Source organism: Bradyrhizobium sp., assembly GCF_036009065.1.
In the GTDB taxonomy this organism is placed as follows: domain Bacteria; phylum Pseudomonadota; class Alphaproteobacteria; order Rhizobiales; family Xanthobacteraceae; genus Bradyrhizobium.
Genome location: NZ_DASYMN010000455.1, coordinates 1 through 15,934 on the forward strand (window position 1 = coordinate 1; position 15,934 = coordinate 15,934).

Consider the following 15,934-nt stretch of genomic DNA (forward strand, 5'->3'; position numbering starts at 1 on the left):
GGCCATGGCGCCGCCGCCGAATTCGTCGTCCTCCGCTGCCGTCGTCGCGAGCGGCATTGCTGCCGTCGGAATCTGGCGCCTGCTTGCCGTTGCGGCGCCTCATGTCGGCGCGCTGGTCGTGATGCTGCAGACCGAAACCGATTTCGGCGCGCGGGTCGGGTTCGTACTGGCGTGGGCAATCCTGAATTTCCTGTGGATCGCGCTATTGCGGCGGCCGGCGCTGTCCGGCGCACTGTCGCTGACCCTGATCGTCATTCTGGTGCTGCTGTCGCGGCTCAAGCACGACATCGTGCAGATGACCGCGAATTTCGTCGACCTGATGATGATCGACCGCGACACCGCCGCGTTCCTGTTTACGATCTTCCCCAATCTGCGCTGGTCGGTGATCGCAGCTGCTTTGGTCACCTTGCCCTTGATGTACGCGCTGTGGTGGCTGGATCCGTTCCGGATCCGCCGCCTTCCCGCCGCGGCGGCGGCGCTGGCGTTTCTGGCGGCGCTGGCCGGATATGCCTTCACTTGGCCGGACGAAGCCTGGCGCGGCTATAGTGACGACGGCTATCTGTCGAAATTCGCGTACTCCGGCGTCACCGCGGTGTCGGATTTCGTCAATTACGGATTCATGGAATCCGACGCCGTTGCCGTCGAACGCCTCAAGGTTCCGCTGGTGGATTCCTGCCATCCGGCGGGGCGGCGGCCGCACATCATCATGATCCACGACGAGTCGAGCTACGACATCCGCTCGGCGCCGCAGATCAAGGTGCCCGCCGGCTACGGCAGCCATTTCGTGTCGGGCGACGGCAAGACGCGCAAGTTCCTCGCCGAGAGCAATGGCGGTTCGAGCTGGCTCACCGAGTACAATGTGCTGACCGGCCTGTCGTCGCGCTCGTTCGGGCGGTTTTCCTATTTCGTGACGCGGATCGCTTCCGGCCGTGTCGAGCGCGGCTTGCCGCTGGCGCTGCGCCGCTGCGGCTACAGCACCATTTCGTTGTATCCGGCCTTTGGCGCGTTCATGAGCGCGCGCAGTTTCCAGACCACCACGGGCATCCAGCGTTTTTACGATGCCCGCGACCTCGGCGCCAAGGCGGTGGAGCCCGACAGCTTTTTTTACGATTCGGCACTGAAGCTGATGTCGCAGGAATCACCCAACACACCGCTGTTCATGTTCGTCTATCTTGCCGCCAATCACTTCCCGTGGGCGTCGACGTTGCGCCCGGAACTGACGCCGGACTGGCGCAGCCTCGGCAACAAGCCGTCGATCGATGAGTATCTGCGACGCCAGACCATGAGCGCGCAGGATTACGACGCATTCGTTGCCAGGCTGAAAAAGCAGTTTCCGACCGAACCGTTTCTGATCGTGCGTTATGGTGATCACCAGCCGGAGTTCTCCTCGCTGATCATCGAGCCGAACCTTACCGACCCGGAAATCGCCAAGCGGCTGATGGTCTATGATCCGCGCTACTATGCGACCTACTACGCCATCGATTCCGTCAACTTCAAACCCGCCGGCGGTCCGACGGCGATGGACACCATCGACGCGGCGTATCTGCCGCTGGTGATTCAGGACGCCGCCGGACTTCCGCTCGATCCGTCGTTCGAGGAGCAGAAGAAGATCATGCTCCGCTGCAAGGGCCTGTTCTACTCGTGCAAGGACGGCGCCGAAGCGCGGCGGTTCAACCGGCTGCTGATCGACGCCGGTTTCATCAAGGCGCTGTAGGTCATGACGGCGCTTCCGCTTCATGACAATCGTCCGATCCTTGCCGCATCGGCGCGGGGATGGTGGCTGCGTGCAACCCTCGTCGCCATGGTCTATGCGGCGGCGGGAGCGGTTCTGATCCTCACGGAATACGGTCCGTTTGCGATTCTGCTGTCCTTCCTTACGCTGGCCCTGCTTGTCTTTGCCGGCATTGCGGTTTTCGGGCGTCCGGGGATTGCCGCGGCGCTGCCGCTTGCGTTGATGGCGGCGCTGATCGCGCTGTCGCAGTTCAAATACGGCATTCTTCAACTGACCCTGACATTCCTCGATTTCCTGATCATCGATTCTGCCACCTTCTCGTTCATGAACAGCGTTTTCCCCAGCTTGCGGGGGCAGCTCGCGCTGGCCGCGCTACTGTCCATACCGTTGCTCTGGCTGATCTGGCGGTTTGACCCGTTCCGCATCCGGCGATTGACGGCGCTTGCCGGCGCCGTGGCGTCGCTGGCGGCGCTCGTCGCGCTGTCGGTCGCGGTGCCGGAACAGCCGTGGGAGCCGTTCCAGGGCGTCAATCATATTTCCAATCTGGCGCGCTCCGGCGTCGCCTCGGCCTCGCAGCTCGCCTCCGACGGCTGGCTTGAAGCCGCGGCCAAATCGCCCGGCGAAACGCCGATGCCGGCGGCGAGCGCGGGCTGCGCCGCGAGCGTGCGCCGTCCGCATATCATCATGCTGCTCGATGAATCGAGCTTCGATATTCGCGCCGCTCCCGGCATCAAGGTTCCGGCAGGCTACGGCGACTTGTTCAAATCGATCGACGGCCGGCAGCGCACGTTCGTCGCCGAGGCGACCGGCGGTCCGACCTGGTACACCGAATTCAACGTCCTTAGTGGATTGTCGGTGCGGTCGTTCGGCAAGATGAAGTTCTACGTCACGAGGATTGCGGCCGGGCGAATTGCGCGCGGCCTGCCGATGGCATTGCGCCACTGCGGCTACCGGACGTTTTCGCTGTATCCGACCTATGGCAATTTTCTCGACGCGCGCGAATACCAGCATTCGACCGGTATCGACCGGCTGATCGACATGGCTGAGATGGGCGTGAGCGAGGACATGCAGCCGGACCCATTCTATTTCGACCAGGCGCGGAGCCTGATCACGCGGGAGCGGCAGAAGCAAGTGCCGTTGTTCGCCTTCGTCTATCTCACGGCGAACCACTTTCCGTGGACGTCGGTCTACCGCCCGGATTTGACGCCGCACTGGCAGGCGCCGGGCAACACCCCCGAAATCGACGAATATATCCGCCGGCAGATGATGACCGCCGACGCCTACCAGGAATTCGTGGCGCGGCTGAAATCCGATTTTCCGGATGACTCATTTTTGATCGTGCGGTTTGGCGATCATCAGCCTGCGATCTCGCACAGACTGATCGAGCCGCGGCTGGCGCCGCGGGAACTGGCGGATCGCCTGCTGACTTATGATCCGCGTTATTATGCGACGTATTACGCGATCGATGCGATCAACTTCGAGCCGGTGAAGAGCCCGGCCGTGATGGATACGGTCGACGCGGCATATTTGCCGCTGGTGATCCAGGAAGCGGCCGGCATCCCGCTCGATCCATCGTTCGAGGAGCAGAAGAACATCATGCTCCGCTGCAAGGGCCTGTTCTATGCCTGCAAGGACGGCGCCGAGGCACGGCGTTTTAATCGGCTCTTGATCGACGCCGGGATCATCAAGAAGCTCTGAGTCATTTCGAATGATGCCTCATCCTGAGGAGCGGGCTCTTTCGCGCGTCTCGAAGGATGTGCAGTACATCCTCATGGTTCGAGACGGCGCAAGTGCGCCTCCTCACCATGAGGGCTTTGGTCTACCGCTTCGCGATCTTCTCCCACAGCCACCTCGCCACCGCGTCCGGCGAACTGTCGGCGTCGTTGCCGCTGGCGCGGAGATTGGCCGCACGCATGGTGGCAATGTCGATGGCGCCGAGCAGCGGCGCCAGCGCCGCGCGCAAGACCTGGTCCTCGGCGCGTTGCGGCGAGATCAATACGATCGCATCATAGGGCGGGATCGCATGCCTGGGGTCGTCGAGCACCACCAGATCGTATTTCGCGATCAGCCCGTCGCGGGTGTAGCCCGCGATCACGTCGACTTCGCCGGAAGCGACCGCAGCATACATGAAATCCGGCTGCATCTGCCGCTGTGCGCGGAACGCGAGCCCGTATGCTTTCTGCAATCCGGCCCATTCCGGCCGTGAGAAGAATTCGTAATCGCCGGCGATCGACATCGTGCCCGCACGCGATATCAGATCGGCAATCGAACGAATACCCAGCGCCTCGGCGCGCTTCTTCGGCATCACCAGCGCATAGGCATTTTCGAAACCGGGTTCGCCGAGCAAGGTGATGTTCAGCTGCGCCAGCGTTGCTTTCAAATCGGCGAGCAGCTCCGCGCGCGGCTTGATCTCGGTGCGATGAAACTGGTTGGCCCACAGCGTGCCGGAATAATCGACGTAGACGTCGATATCGTTGGCCGCCAGCGCGTCGAAGATCACGTTGGAGCCGAGACCTTCGCGCGAGCTTGCGGTCAATCCTGCTGCCCGCAGCCGTTGCGCCATCAGCGCCGCCAGCACATATTGCTCGGTGAAGGTCTTGGCGCCGACGATATAGGTCGATTGCGAGCGCGCCATCGACGGCACCAGCGTCGCCGCCACCAGCGCCAGCACGCCGATGCCGCCGAAAGCGACGCGTACCCGGCTGCGATTGCGAATGCCGGTCTCGACCAGCGCCAGCAATTGATCGACGATAAGCGCCAGGGCCGCCGCGGCAAAGCAGCCGAACAGCACGAACACCCAGTTCTGCGTCTGCAGGCCGGCGAAGATGTAATTGCCGAGGCTGGTCTGGCCGATCGGGGTCGACAACGTCGCGGTGCCGATCACCCATACCGCGGCGGTGCGGATGCCCGCCATCATCACCGGCAGCGCCAGCGGCAGTTCCACCATGAACAGCGACTGCCGCGATGTCATGCCGACGCCTTGCGCGGCCTCGAGGATCGCAGGGTCCACGCCCTGCAGGCCGGTAATGGTATTACGCAGCACCGGCAGCATCGAATACAGCGCCAGCGCCAGTACTGCCGGCAGGAATCCGAACGCGGAAAAGCTGAACCCGAGCCAGCTCAGCGCCAGCGCCGCCAGCGCCAGCAGCAGCGGATAGAACAGCGCCAGCAGCGCCAGGTCCGGCACCGTCTGCACGATACTGGCGAAGCCCAGCAGCGCGCCGCGCAGCACCGGCCTGTCGCGCGCCAGCAGTGCCAGCGGCAGGCTGACCAGCAATCCCAGCGCCAGCGCGGTGACGCTCACCCGCACGTGGTTGCCGAGATAGTCCGGCAGATGGCCGAGAGCTTCGCTCCAGCGTGGATCGGACATCAGGCTCATGCCGCGCCGTCCCTCGACAGCAACTCAGCCAGCCGCGCGGCCTGCCGCCGCGGCGTACCCATGAGTTCGCCGACGTAGGGATCGTGGCTTTTCGCAAGTTCGGCCGGCGTGCCCTCGGCCAGCAGCCGCCCGGCGCGCATCACGGCGACGCGGTCGGCCAGCAGCACCGCCTCGGTCATGTCATGGGTGATCATGACGGTGGTAAGCCCGAGTCTCTCGTGCAGCGCGCGAAAATCGTCGCCGAGCGCGTCGCGGGTGAGGGGATCGAGCGCACCGAACGGCTCGTCCATCAGCACGATACGCGGTTTTGCCGACAGCGCACGCGCGACGCCGACGCGCTGGCGCTGGCCGCCGGACAGTTCATGCGGAAAGCGGTCGCGATGCTGGCCGCGGTCGAGCCGTACCAGGTCGAGCAACTCGTCCACGCGCGCCGAAATTTCATTCGCGCGCGTGCCGAGCAGTTTTGGCGTGATGCCGATATTGTCGGCGACGCTCATATGCGGAAACAGTCCGCCGCTCTGGAACACATAGCCGATGCGCCGCCGCAAGCCGATCGGGTCGACCGCGCGTACATCCTCCCCCTCGACCCGGATCAGGCCGCTGTCGGCCTCGATCAGCCGGTTCGCCAGCCGCAGCAGCGTCGTTTTGCCGGAGCCGGAGCCGCCGACGATGGCGAGGAATTCGCCCTCGGCCACTTCCAGCGTGACATCGTCGACGGCTTTGACACGGCCGCCGTCAAAGCTCTTGCCGACATGTTCGTAGGCGATCAGGGGCAGGGCGGTGGACATATCGAGGGACTATCACAAGGCCTTCAAGCGACCAAGCGACGCGGGCGCTTGCCTATTGTCGCTATCAGTTGAATTGTCGCGGCCGGGGCGGTATCCATCCGCCGAACCAACGAGACATCGGGGAAACGCGTGCAGGCAGGAAAGGCCGCAGCATCGACGGCGGTCGTGCTTGACGACGCGACGGTGGCGTTCCGGCTGCCCGATGCGCGGGTTTACACCGCGGTGGAGAGGGCGCAGCTGTCGCTCGAGCAGGGTGAGTTCGTCGCCATTGTCGGGCCGACCGGATGCGGAAAATCGACATTGCTGAATATCGTGGCGGGCCTGCTCCGGCCGGCGTCGGGATTGGTGCGGATTTTCGACCGGCCGCTGACAGGACTGAACCGGGAGGCCGGTTATCTCTTTCAGGCCGACGGGCTGTTTCCGTGGAAGACCGCGCTCGACAATGTCGCCATCGGGCTGGAGGTTCAAGGCGTGCCGCGCGCGGAGGCGCTCGGGCGCGCGCAGGACTGGCTGACCTCGGTGGGATTAGGCGCCTTTGCCAACCGCTATCCGCACATGCTGTCGGGCGGCCAGCGCAAGCGCGTCGGGCTCGCCCAGGTGCTGATCCGCGATCCAAAAATCCTGCTGATGGACGAGCCGTTCGGGCCGCTCGATGCTCAGACCCGGCAGATCATGGGTAATTTGCTGCTGCAATTGTGGAACGCGGACCGCAAGGCGGTGCTGTTCGTCACCCACGACCTTGAGGAGGCGATCGCGCTGGCGGACCGCGTGGTGATCATGTCGGCGGGACCCAACGCGCGTATCATCGGCAACTGGCAGGTGCCGCTGCCCCGGCCGCGCGATATTTTTGAAGTCCGGCTCTCAAGCGAGTTTCACGCGCTGCACAAGGAAATATGGAGCGTGCTCAAGGATGAGGTGATGAAGGGTTACGCGCAATCGTCGCAGGCGGCGGGCGCGGCATCATGAGCCGTCCCATGCTGCTGTTCTGCCAGTTTCTGGTTGCGGTGGTCTTCCTCGGCCTGTGGCAATTGCTCACGACGGTGCCGATCTTCGGCCGGATGCTGCTGCCGCCGTTCTTCTTTTCCAATCCGGTGGACGTCGGCAGTCAGATCGTCGCCTGGTTCGCAAGCGGTGTGATCTGGAAACATCTTTGGATCACGCTGCTGGAGTCGACTCTCGCTTTCACCATCGGCTCGCTCGCCGGCGTGCTGGTCGGGTTCTGGTTCGCGCGCCAGCCCCGGATAGCGGCGATCTTCGATCCCTATGTGAAGATGGCCAACGCATTGCCGCGCGTCGTGCTTGCGCCGATTTTTGCGCTTTGGCTTGGGCTTGGCATTTGGTCGAAGGTCGCGCTCGGCGTTACGCTGGTGTTCTTCATCGTGTTCTTCAACGTCTATCAGGGCGTCAAGGAGGTCAGCCCGACCGTGCTGGCCAACGGCCGCATGCTCGGCATGAGCGAAAAACAGCTGATGCGCCATGTATTCTGGCCCTCGGCGCTGTCGTGGATGTTTTCCTCGCTGCACACGTCCGTCGGCTTTGCCGTGGTCGGCGCGGTGGTTGGCGAATATCTCGGCTCCGCGGCGGGGCTTGGCTATCTGATCCAGCAGGCCGAAGGCATTTTCGACGTGGCCGGCGTTTTCGCCGGCATGTTCGTGCTGTCGGCGTTCGTCATCCTGATCGACTTCGGCGTGACGCTGGTCGAGCGCCGGCTACTGGTCTGGCGGCCGGAGGCGGCTGAGGGACGTGGGTAGGCGCTCGCGTTCGTCATGGCCGGGCTTGCCCCGGCCATCCACGTCTTTTCTCCCAACAAGCGCTGCAAGACGTGGATGCCCGGGACAAGCCCGGGCATGACGACCATATTTGCAGGCCCAGTCAGGCGTCCGTCAGTTCAGCATCTTGGTATCGTCCGGCGCCTGCGGCGGCGTCTTGATCGCGATCGCCTTCAGCGGGGCGCTGGTGCCGCCATGCGCGGTGCCCTTGGGGATGACGACGAGGTCGCCGGGCTTCACCGTCACTTGCTTGTCGCCAAGCCAGATCGTCCCGGTGCCTTCGAGGATGTACTGCATCTCGTTGGTGTTGGGGTGCATGTGCTTGGGCACCATGCCGTTCTGCACCGAAATGGTGGCGCCGTCGGCGGAAACGAACATCTTGGAACGCGTGCCGCCGGCGTTGGGCTGGCCAAGCGCGTCGTCTTTCAAGTCTCCGGTGGAAATGACCTGGGCCATGATGTTTTCGGCGGCCAGCGCGGGCCGTAGCAGATGAGTCACGCCGCAGCCGGCGGCGAAGGCGGTGGCAATGGCAATGGCGGTAGCGGTGCGGTTCATTGGTAGTCCTCCCTGATTTTTTATGATGCCGATGCTATGTCGCCAAATCGCCGCTGGCTAGGCCTGCTTAAGGCGGCTTCTCAAGAGGCCCGGGCTCGCTTATCGTGCGGCCAACCAGGCGCGTGGAGGAAAATCATGAGAACGATCTTCGGCAGGCTTTTTGCAATGCTGCTGGCGCTGTTTCTGTCATCCGGCCTTGCCGCAGCGCAAACCAAAATCACCATCGCCGTTGGCGGCGGCGCCTGCCTCTGCTATCTGCCGACCGTTCTGGCAAAACAGCTCGGCGAATATGACAAAGCCGGGCTTGCGGTCGAATTGGTCGACCTCAAGGGCGGATCCGACGCGCTCAAGGCCGTGCTCGGCGGCAGTGCCGACGTGGTGTCCGGCTATTTCGACCACTGCGTCAATCTCGCCGCCAAGAAGCAGGAGCTGCAGTCCTTCGTGGTCTACGACCGCTATCCGGGGTTTGTGTTGGTGGTGTCGCCGAAGCACAACGATGAAATCAAGTCGGTCAAGGATCTGGCCGGCAAGAAAGTCGGCGTCAGCGCGCCGGGCTCCTCGACCGATTTCTTTCTCAAATACCTTTTGAAGAAAAACGGCATCGACGCCACGAGCGTCGCCGTGATCGGCGTCGGTCTCGGCGCGACCGCGGTTGCGGCAATGCAGCAGGGGCAGATCGATGCGGCCATCATGTTGGATCCGGCGGTCACCGTGCTGCAAGGCAGCCACGCGGACTTGCGTATTTTAAGCGATACCCGCACGCAGAAGGATAATCAGTCGGTGTTTGGCGGCGACTACCCCGGTGGCGCGCTATACACCACCACGGCGTGGATCGCTTCGCATGAGAAGGAGGTGCAGGCACTGACCAATGCGATCGTGAATACCTTGAAATGGATTCACACGCATTCGCCGGAGGAAATCATGGCGAAAATGCCGCCGGAGATGGTCGGCAAGGACAAGGCGCTGTATCTCGCCGCGCTCAAGAACACCATTCCGATGTATTCGGAAACCGGCCTGATGGATCCCAAAGGTGCCGATGCGGTGCTGGCCGTGTTCAGCGAGAGTTCGCCCGAAATCGCCAAGGCCAATATCGACGTTACCAAGACCTACACCAACAAATATGTCGATCAGGCCAACAAGACGACGGGGATGAACGCGAAATAGCGCGGGCGCCGTGCCGCTCGCCATCCATCGCGTCACCCAGCTCGACCTGAAATGCGGTTCGTGGACGTGGCCGTTCGCGGTTGAGCGCCGTGCCGACATCGCCGCGCATTTTGCGCTGAAGCAAGCCGAAAAGACGCAGCTCTGGAACGGCCGGGTTTTGCTGGGCCGCAATCCGCTCTTCAGCGCCGATCGCTTCAGCGCCGACTATTTCGAGGCGGATTTTGCGAGCTTTCTGGCATGGCGCGACTGAGGTTTTCCGGACAAAAGCCTATTCAACGGATTCCGGATGGGCGCGCTGCGCGGCAGCGACGGCGTGTTCGTGCTCGGCGAGATGGCCGCGCATACCGCGAATGCCGGACGGATTTATTTTCCATCAGGCACGCCCGATCTCGATGATCTCCGAGCGGGCATCGTCGATATCGCCGGCAGCGTCACCCGCGAGGTCGAGGAGGAAACCGGGCTTACGACCGCGGACTATACGGCTGTCGGTCATTGGGATTGCGTCGTCTCCGGTGCTGCAATTGCGATGATGCGGATTCTGGATGTGGACATGCCGGGTGAAGCGCTGCGCAAGAAGATCAAAGCCAATCTCGCCCCGCATCAGTCGCCGGAACTTGCCGCCATCCACCTGGTGCGCGGGCCAGCGGATTTCACGCCCGCGATGCCGCGTTTTGTGACGGCATTCATCGAGGCGCAGGCTGCTCATTGATCTTGTCCGCGGTTTGCCCGGCGGCTGTTTAGCAGTGAACGCTACCTGGGCTTTCGAGACCTTCCCCGAAACCTCCCGGAGCGGGCTTCGCAGGCGCGGCCGGCTGCGGCTGTTCGGCTTTGGGCGTTTCGGCTTTGATAGGTTCGGTCATCGAGAAGGGCTCCTGTGATGCAGTGCAACATTTACAGCGCCCTTTCGTTCCCGTCCTACGACTTATTTCGCCACCGCCGCGTGTGGCGTCCGGACCGTCTGCGCACCCCGGCAAAGCTCACCAGGTTTTAATCTAGCTTCATTGACCGGCCGGCCGTTTCAACAGGCTCCCGTCCAATACGCTCATATTCCGCGATGACCTGCGCACCGACCAGCAACACCAACGCGCCAATTTCGACGCTCAACAGGACCACGACTGCCGTCGTGAGCGAACCATATACGACCTGAATTTGCGACATCGTCGTGTAGTACCACGCCAGCATGTGACGCATTATTTCCCAAAGCAGCGTCGCCGTGACGCCGCCGATGAGTGCGTGACGGAAGAATAAGCGTCCCACGGGCATGACGAAATAGATCGCAGTGAGTAACAGCATCTCGCCGGTAACCCCGAGGAGATACAGAAGAAAAATAGAGAGTTGGTCCAGCGAGCGCGGTTGACCGAGGATTGTGATGCTCCGCGTCCCGATCGACTGCAGCGCTCCTGATAAAACGGTGACGATGAGCAGACCCACACCTAGAAAAAGAATGAAGAGGTATGGCATGGCCGCGGAAACCATGAAATGCCGCCGCTTGATTTTGACGCGATGATAGAAGATCACCGACATCGCGTTCTCAAGGATTGTAAAAGCCAGGGCGCTGAAGAAGAGCATGGTAACCAGCAGGATGCTCCCCACCACCTCTTTGTGTTCGAGGAATTTCCGGACTTCGTCGACCAGGGCCGTTGACTGTCCTGGGACGACGAATTCGAGATATTCGGCAAGTGTCAAAAGCAGCCGGTCTTCGGGCACGAGGTGAGAGAGCGCCAGCAGAATGAGGATCAGCAGGGGGATAAGCGACAACAGCGTATAATATGCGACCGCTCCGGCAAGCAGGATGCCTTGATTGGCACGGAACTGCTTCACGACAGCGAGGGCAAAACCGCCCGGGGCTGCGAACACCTTCATGGCAGTCCTGCCGAGGATTTTCATGGAGTGGAACCGTTTCGAGTGCGGGTGGTTATTGGCTGTTCGAACTCTGCACCAAAATGCTCGGAGTCTTTCATAGAAAGTAGCGCATGATCCGCCAGCCATTCAAAGCACGCACTTCTGACGAACTCATGGCGTTGCTTAGCGCGATGGCAACTGCGGTTCTCGCAGTCATAATCGTCACCATGCTCTATTTCGGCCGCGAGATCATCATTCCGATCGCCATGGCGATCCTGCTGAGTTTCGTGCTGGCCCCCCTTGTTGGACTGCTACAGCGCATCCGTATTCCCCGCGGGCTGGCCGTCGTGAGCGTAGTGATATTCGCTTTCGCTGTTATTTTCGCGACAGGCAGTCTGCTTGCCTCCCAACTTACCCAACTGGCCGGCGACTTGCCGCGGTATCAATCCACAATAACAGAGAAAATTCAGTCTTTTCGCGAAACGACAGCCGGCCGGGGAACGCTCGAACGCGCGTCCGGCATGCTGAAGGACCTCAGTAAAGAACTGGACAAGCCGAAGGACGCCCAATTCGGGACGGGCTTAGTTCCATCTCTGAGTCCCAAGGCCTCGGCACCCCTCACACCCGTGCCGGTAGAGGTACGCCAGCCCGATCCCGGCGCGCTGGAGAGCTTGCGGTCATTGATTTCGCCGCTGCTTCATCCCCTCGCTACGACGGGCATCATTATCATTTTCGTGATCTTCATATTGCTGCAACGTGAGGACCTCCGCAACCGGCTGATACGATTAGCGGGGTCGCATGACCTTCAGCGCACCACCGCGGCAATTGATGACGCCGCGTCGCGCCTGAGCAGGCTTTTTTTGATCCAGCTCCTGCTGAATGCAGCTTTCGGACTGGTCATCGGCATCGGTCTTGCGCTTATCGGCGTCCCCAGCGCCATTCTTTGGGGAATCCTGGCAGCAGTGCTTCGCTTCGTTCCCTACATTGGTGCAGCGATCGCTGCTCTGTTTCCCCTTACGCTGGCAGTCGCTGTCGATCCCGGCTGGTCGATGCTGCTCTGGACCCTTGCACTATTCGTTGTGGTGGAGCCAATCGTAGGGCATGTCGTCGAGCCGATGGTTTATGGACAGAGCACCGGGCTGTCTCCTGTTGCCGTAGTCGCCTCGGCAACATTCTGGACCGCGCTTTGGGGTCCCATCGGTCTCGTCCTGGCCACGCCCCTGACCGTGTGCCTTGTCGTTCTAGGTCGTCATGTCGAGCGACTGGAATTCCTGGACATCATGCTGGGCGATAGACCGGCTCTTTCTCCGCCGGAAATCTTTTATCAAAGGATGCTGGCCGGCGACCCAACGGAAGCCTCCGAAAAAGCAGAAGAATTCCTGAAAGAGCGATCGCTTTCATCCTACTACGATGATGTAGCCCTGAAGGGATTGCAGCTTGCTCAAGCTGATGCCGAACGTGGCGCGCTTGATCAGGAGCGCCTGACCAAGATCAGGGACGCTGTCAGCGAATTCGTCAATAATCTTTTAGAACAGGAAGACCGCGTTCCGCCACGGGTGAACTCTACCACAGATGCAGAAGCAACTTCCGCGGTGGCGAGCGTCGCGGCGGATGCCCCTTATGAGAACTTGCCAATTTTAGGCAAGCAGGACCTGCCAGCAGAATGGCAAGGCGAGCACCCCGTTCTATGCGTGGCGGGGCGGAGTCTGATCGACGAGGCAGCCGCGATTATGCTGGGTCAACTCTCGACCGAGCACGGCTTGCGGGCGCGCGTTGAAGCCGCCGAAGCGCTCTCTACCGCCAATGTTTTTCGGCTTGAAACTACTGGCGTTGCAATCGTCTGTTTGGTCTATCTGGATGTAAACGGCCCGGCACACATGCGTTATTCTGTTCGACGTCTCCGGCGTAAATTGCCAAAGGCGACGATTGTCCTGGTTTGTCCGGTGTCTGCAAGTGATCGGGCCGCATTGCAACAACTCGGCGATGCGGCAAAAGCCGATTTGGTCGCCGCGAGCTTGTGTGAAGCCGTCCAATTATGCATCGAGGCCACAGGACTTGAAAGCCCAAGCCGCGCTACGATAAAGGACGGACAGCTTCCTGCAGTTACGGCTGCGTAGCTTCATTATTCATGCTTCCAAGTAGCCGCCAATACGCTTCCGCCGCGTTCATCGAGGCGCAGGCTGCGTCCTGATCTTGTCCAGCACCGGCAGCAGATGGCCGATGAAAGCTTCCGGATTCTCGCTCATCGGAAAATGCCCGAGTCCCTTCATGATGGTGACATCGGCGCCGGGAATGCTGGCGGCTACCGCCAGAGTTTCCTCCGGCGTGCAGGAGTAGTCGTATTCGCCGGACAGCAGGAACAGCGGGCAACGCTTGGTATCGATCTGCCCGATCCGATCGCGGATGTCGCCGTCGACCTTGTAGAAATACAGATCGCCTTTGAAGACGCCGGGCCCGCTTTGCATGTAATGCCAGAGCGTTTCCCACCGGTCTTTCACCGGTGCACGGGGACCCACGAGGCCCGATACAATCGCGGCGGACACCTCGCCACCATGAACGTCGGGCCGGTGCAAAAAATTCAGATCGTAATAGGGGTCGACATGCGCGCCGGCCTGCAGCCCGATGATCGCCCGAAAGCGCTCGGGATGTTCCAGCGCCAGATGCAGCGCGATCCGTCCGCCGATCGAGCAGCCCATCACGATCGGCCTGTCGAGTTCCAGCGCGGCCATGATGTCGAGGATCATGGTGGTGTATTGTGCCGAGGTCAGTTGATATTCTTCCTCGTGCCAGCCGGCCGGCGGCGACGACTTGCCGTGCCACGGCATGTCGAAGGCGATGACGCGATGGTTGGCGGTAATGCCCGGATGATTCATCAGGCCGCGATACTGTCGGCCGTCCGAGCCAGCGGTATGCAGGCATAACAGCGGCGTGCCTTGTCCGGCTTCCTCGACATAGATGCGATGCGCGCGGCCGAACAGATCGAGATGCATGTAGCGCCCGGTCACGGGCTCGAATGTCGCGCTCATGCGTTCGCTCCCGCCGCGCGTAGCTTTTCGAGACTTTCCTTGAAATAGCGCAGATTGGCCATGAAGACCTGAAGATTGCCTTCGGCCTTCAATACGCGGCGCTTGATCAGAGCCATCAGGTCGTTCGAGCCGGGGCGGGGAGCGGCGCTCCAGAATTTCTGCCACTCTTCCTGCGAAGCCCGCAGCGCAAACGACCATGACGGCATCACGAACGGCCCTTGCGTGACCGAAGCGATTTTCCCCTCGACGATGCTCACCAGCCACTGCGTCGGCCCAACCTCGATCAGGAACGTAGTGGTGAGAAATCGCCCGCGCCGTGTGAGCGCCGCGTCGCCGTTCACTTTTTCCTTGAGGTGTTCGAGCATGCGGCCTCCCATTTTGGCCGCATCATGGAGAGATCGATCGCCGCGTCAATAATTTACCAGCGTCGGCCCCAGCCGGTGCCACCTCGCAGCAGCCTTATGACCAGCAGCAACAGGATCGCTCCGATCGTCGCGTTGATAATAGCTCGAACGATGCCGGCGCCGAGATGAATGCCAAGCTGCGGCAGCAGCCAGCTCCCGATCAGCGCGCCGACGATTCCGATCAACAGATCGCCGATCAGTCCGAAGCCGGCGCCTCGAACAATCTGGCCGGCCAGCCAGCCGGCTACGATGCCGACGACAAGAATGACAAGAAGACTTTCACCTGACAGGTTCATTGCGCCCCCCCCCGTGTGTTTTTTGCCGTGAAATGCCGGATTAAAGGAGGCTTGCCGGTTCTAGCGGCGCGCTGTCACTAGACGAGCTTCATGGACTACTCCAACGCGGCTGCTTCGCAGGCAGGATGCCCCGAGGTCAGGCCAGACCTGATTGGAACATTCCCGCGCCATCGATCGGACGGGAAGCCGGTCCGACTTTGCCAAGGCTATGGATTCTTCCGCTTTCACTTGAGGAGCAAAACCGGGCAAGGCGACAACCGCAGCACCCAAGACGAGCATTGCCGCCAGGGCCGAGAAGGATTTCATCATGGGAAAAGTTGACCTTGGTCGGTCTCAGTCCCTCGCGCGTGGGGACTTGGATGCAATCCTCAAGACGCGAAAAAGTTCCACCGCAGCCGATAATAGCGATTTAGCTCGCTATTTGTCCGGGATAGGCGCAGCAACTCTCCGGGTTACCGTCTTCGGGTTGCCCCTATCAACTACGAGAAAGAATCAGGCCGCCCATGCCAACGGGTTCACCCGAACTGCCGAACGTACTTGTGGTCGAAGATGAGATGGTGCTGCGCATGCGTGCGGTCGACATCGTCGAGGACGCCGGATTCTGCCCGGTTGAAGCCGTCAATGCCGACGAGGCAATCTCCATTCTGGAGTCCCGCTCCGACATTTCCCTGCTGTTCACCGACATTCAGATGCCCGGCAGCATGGACGGCCTGAAGCTCGCCCACGCCGTTCACGACCGCTGGCCTGCCATCAAGATCATACTGGTTTCCGGTCAGGTCACACCGACAGACGCGGAAAAACCAGCCGACAGCCGCTTCTTCGGCAAACCTCTGGGTGTGGAGCAAATGATCAGCGAATTGCAGGCGATGATCGGTACGGGAGCGTTAAAGATCGTTCCCGACGCACCGTTGTCGGCTGCGGATGCGGACGGAGACGCGCCGGTCAACGTCTTTCCTCTTTCCGCGCATGAGGCCGTTTT

General features: G+C 61.4%; 14 protein-coding genes and 1 pseudogene. 8 read left to right on the forward strand and 7 right to left on the reverse strand.

The genetic code is table 11. The features are described 5' to 3' along the window. Window positions 1-1,714, forward strand: a 1,714-nt coding sequence (locus VGP39_RS27290) for a sulfatase-like hydrolase/transferase (RefSeq protein ID WP_414644821.1), incomplete at its 5' end; no start/stop codon positions are given. A gap of 3 nt (window positions 1,715-1,717) precedes the next feature. Then, on the forward strand, window positions 1,718-3,430 hold the full coding sequence (locus VGP39_RS27295; protein ID WP_327571209.1) for a sulfatase-like hydrolase/transferase: 1,713 nt from the start codon (window positions 1,718-1,720) through the stop codon (window positions 3,428-3,430). A 121-nt stretch (window positions 3,431-3,551) separates the two neighbouring features. Here VGP39_RS27295 and VGP39_RS27300 read toward each other — a convergent pair whose 3' ends face one another. Then, on the reverse strand, window positions 3,552-5,111 hold the full coding sequence (locus VGP39_RS27300; protein ID WP_327571210.1) for an ABC transporter permease/substrate-binding protein: 1,560 nt from the start codon (window positions 5,109-5,111) through the stop codon (window positions 3,552-3,554). Continuing rightward, entirely contained in the window at window positions 5,108-5,899 is a 792-nt protein-coding gene (locus tag VGP39_RS27305) for an ATP-binding cassette domain-containing protein (protein ID WP_327571211.1), read from the reverse strand. Before VGP39_RS27305 ends, VGP39_RS27300 begins: the two co-directional genes overlap by 4 nt. Before the next feature lie 129 nt (window positions 5,900-6,028). Here VGP39_RS27305 and VGP39_RS27310 point away from each other — a divergent pair, with 129 nt between their 5' ends. Both VGP39_RS27310 and VGP39_RS27315 read left to right on the forward strand, forming a co-directional pair. Continuing rightward, the gene (locus VGP39_RS27310) at window positions 6,029-6,865 is read left to right on the forward strand and encodes an ABC transporter ATP-binding protein (protein WP_327571212.1); all 837 of its coding nucleotides are present in this window, start codon (window positions 6,029-6,031) and stop codon (window positions 6,863-6,865) included. Continuing rightward, entirely contained in the window at window positions 6,862-7,650 is a 789-nt protein-coding gene (locus VGP39_RS27315) for an ABC transporter permease (RefSeq protein ID WP_327571213.1), read from the forward strand. Before VGP39_RS27310 ends, VGP39_RS27315 begins: the two co-directional genes overlap by 4 nt. A gap of 132 nt (window positions 7,651-7,782) precedes the next feature. On the opposite strand, the gene VGP39_RS27320 is transcribed toward VGP39_RS27315, so the two are convergent. After that, window positions 7,783-8,223 (reverse strand): cupin domain-containing protein, encoded by a 441-nt coding sequence (locus VGP39_RS27320; RefSeq protein WP_327571214.1) that lies wholly within the window; start codon window positions 8,221-8,223, stop codon window positions 7,783-7,785. A 135-nt stretch (window positions 8,224-8,358) separates the two neighbouring features. Between VGP39_RS27320 and VGP39_RS27325 the strand changes: the two genes are divergently transcribed. Together VGP39_RS27325 and VGP39_RS27330 are read left to right on the forward strand one after the other, a co-directional pair. Next, window positions 8,359-9,387: an ABC transporter substrate-binding protein gene (locus VGP39_RS27325; protein ID WP_327571215.1), complete on the forward strand. Its 1,029-nt coding sequence runs from the start codon at window positions 8,359-8,361 to the stop codon at window positions 9,385-9,387. Between the two features lie 10 nt (window positions 9,388-9,397). Then, window positions 9,398-10,096 (forward strand): annotated as a pseudogene (locus tag VGP39_RS27330) (NUDIX hydrolase). Between the two features lie 278 nt (window positions 10,097-10,374). Here the strand turns inward: VGP39_RS27330 and VGP39_RS27335 are convergent. Next, window positions 10,375-11,274, reverse strand: coding sequence for a YihY/virulence factor BrkB family protein (locus tag VGP39_RS27335; protein ID WP_327571216.1), 900 nt, complete (start codon window positions 11,272-11,274; stop codon window positions 10,375-10,377). Window positions 11,275-11,360: 86 nt separating this feature from the next. Between VGP39_RS27335 and VGP39_RS27340 the strand changes: the two genes are divergently transcribed. Beyond that, entirely contained in the window at window positions 11,361-13,346 is a 1,986-nt protein-coding gene (locus VGP39_RS27340; protein ID WP_327571217.1) for an AI-2E family transporter, read from the forward strand. A 48-nt stretch (window positions 13,347-13,394) separates the two neighbouring features. Here VGP39_RS27340 and VGP39_RS27345 read toward each other — a convergent pair whose 3' ends face one another. The 3 genes from VGP39_RS27345 to VGP39_RS27355 are packed head-to-tail and all read right to left on the reverse strand — an operon-like array spanning window position 13,395 to window position 14,955. Beyond that, window positions 13,395-14,255 carry an alpha/beta hydrolase gene (locus VGP39_RS27345; RefSeq protein ID WP_327571218.1) on the reverse strand — a complete coding sequence of 287 codons (861 nt, stop codon included), beginning with the start codon at window positions 14,253-14,255 and terminating at the stop codon, window positions 13,395-13,397. Then, window positions 14,252-14,620 (reverse strand): hypothetical protein, encoded by a 369-nt coding sequence (locus VGP39_RS27350; protein WP_327571219.1) that lies wholly within the window; start codon window positions 14,618-14,620, stop codon window positions 14,252-14,254. Before VGP39_RS27350 ends, VGP39_RS27345 begins: the two co-directional genes overlap by 4 nt. Window positions 14,621-14,673: 53 nt before the next feature. After that, window positions 14,674-14,955: a GlsB/YeaQ/YmgE family stress response membrane protein gene (locus VGP39_RS27355; protein WP_327571220.1), complete on the reverse strand. Its 282-nt coding sequence runs from the start codon at window positions 14,953-14,955 to the stop codon at window positions 14,674-14,676. Between the two features lie 503 nt (window positions 14,956-15,458). Between VGP39_RS27355 and VGP39_RS27360 the strand changes: the two genes are divergently transcribed. Beyond that, window positions 15,459-15,934: response regulator (locus VGP39_RS27360; RefSeq protein ID WP_327571221.1), on the forward strand; the 476-nt coding region annotated here is incomplete at its 3' end.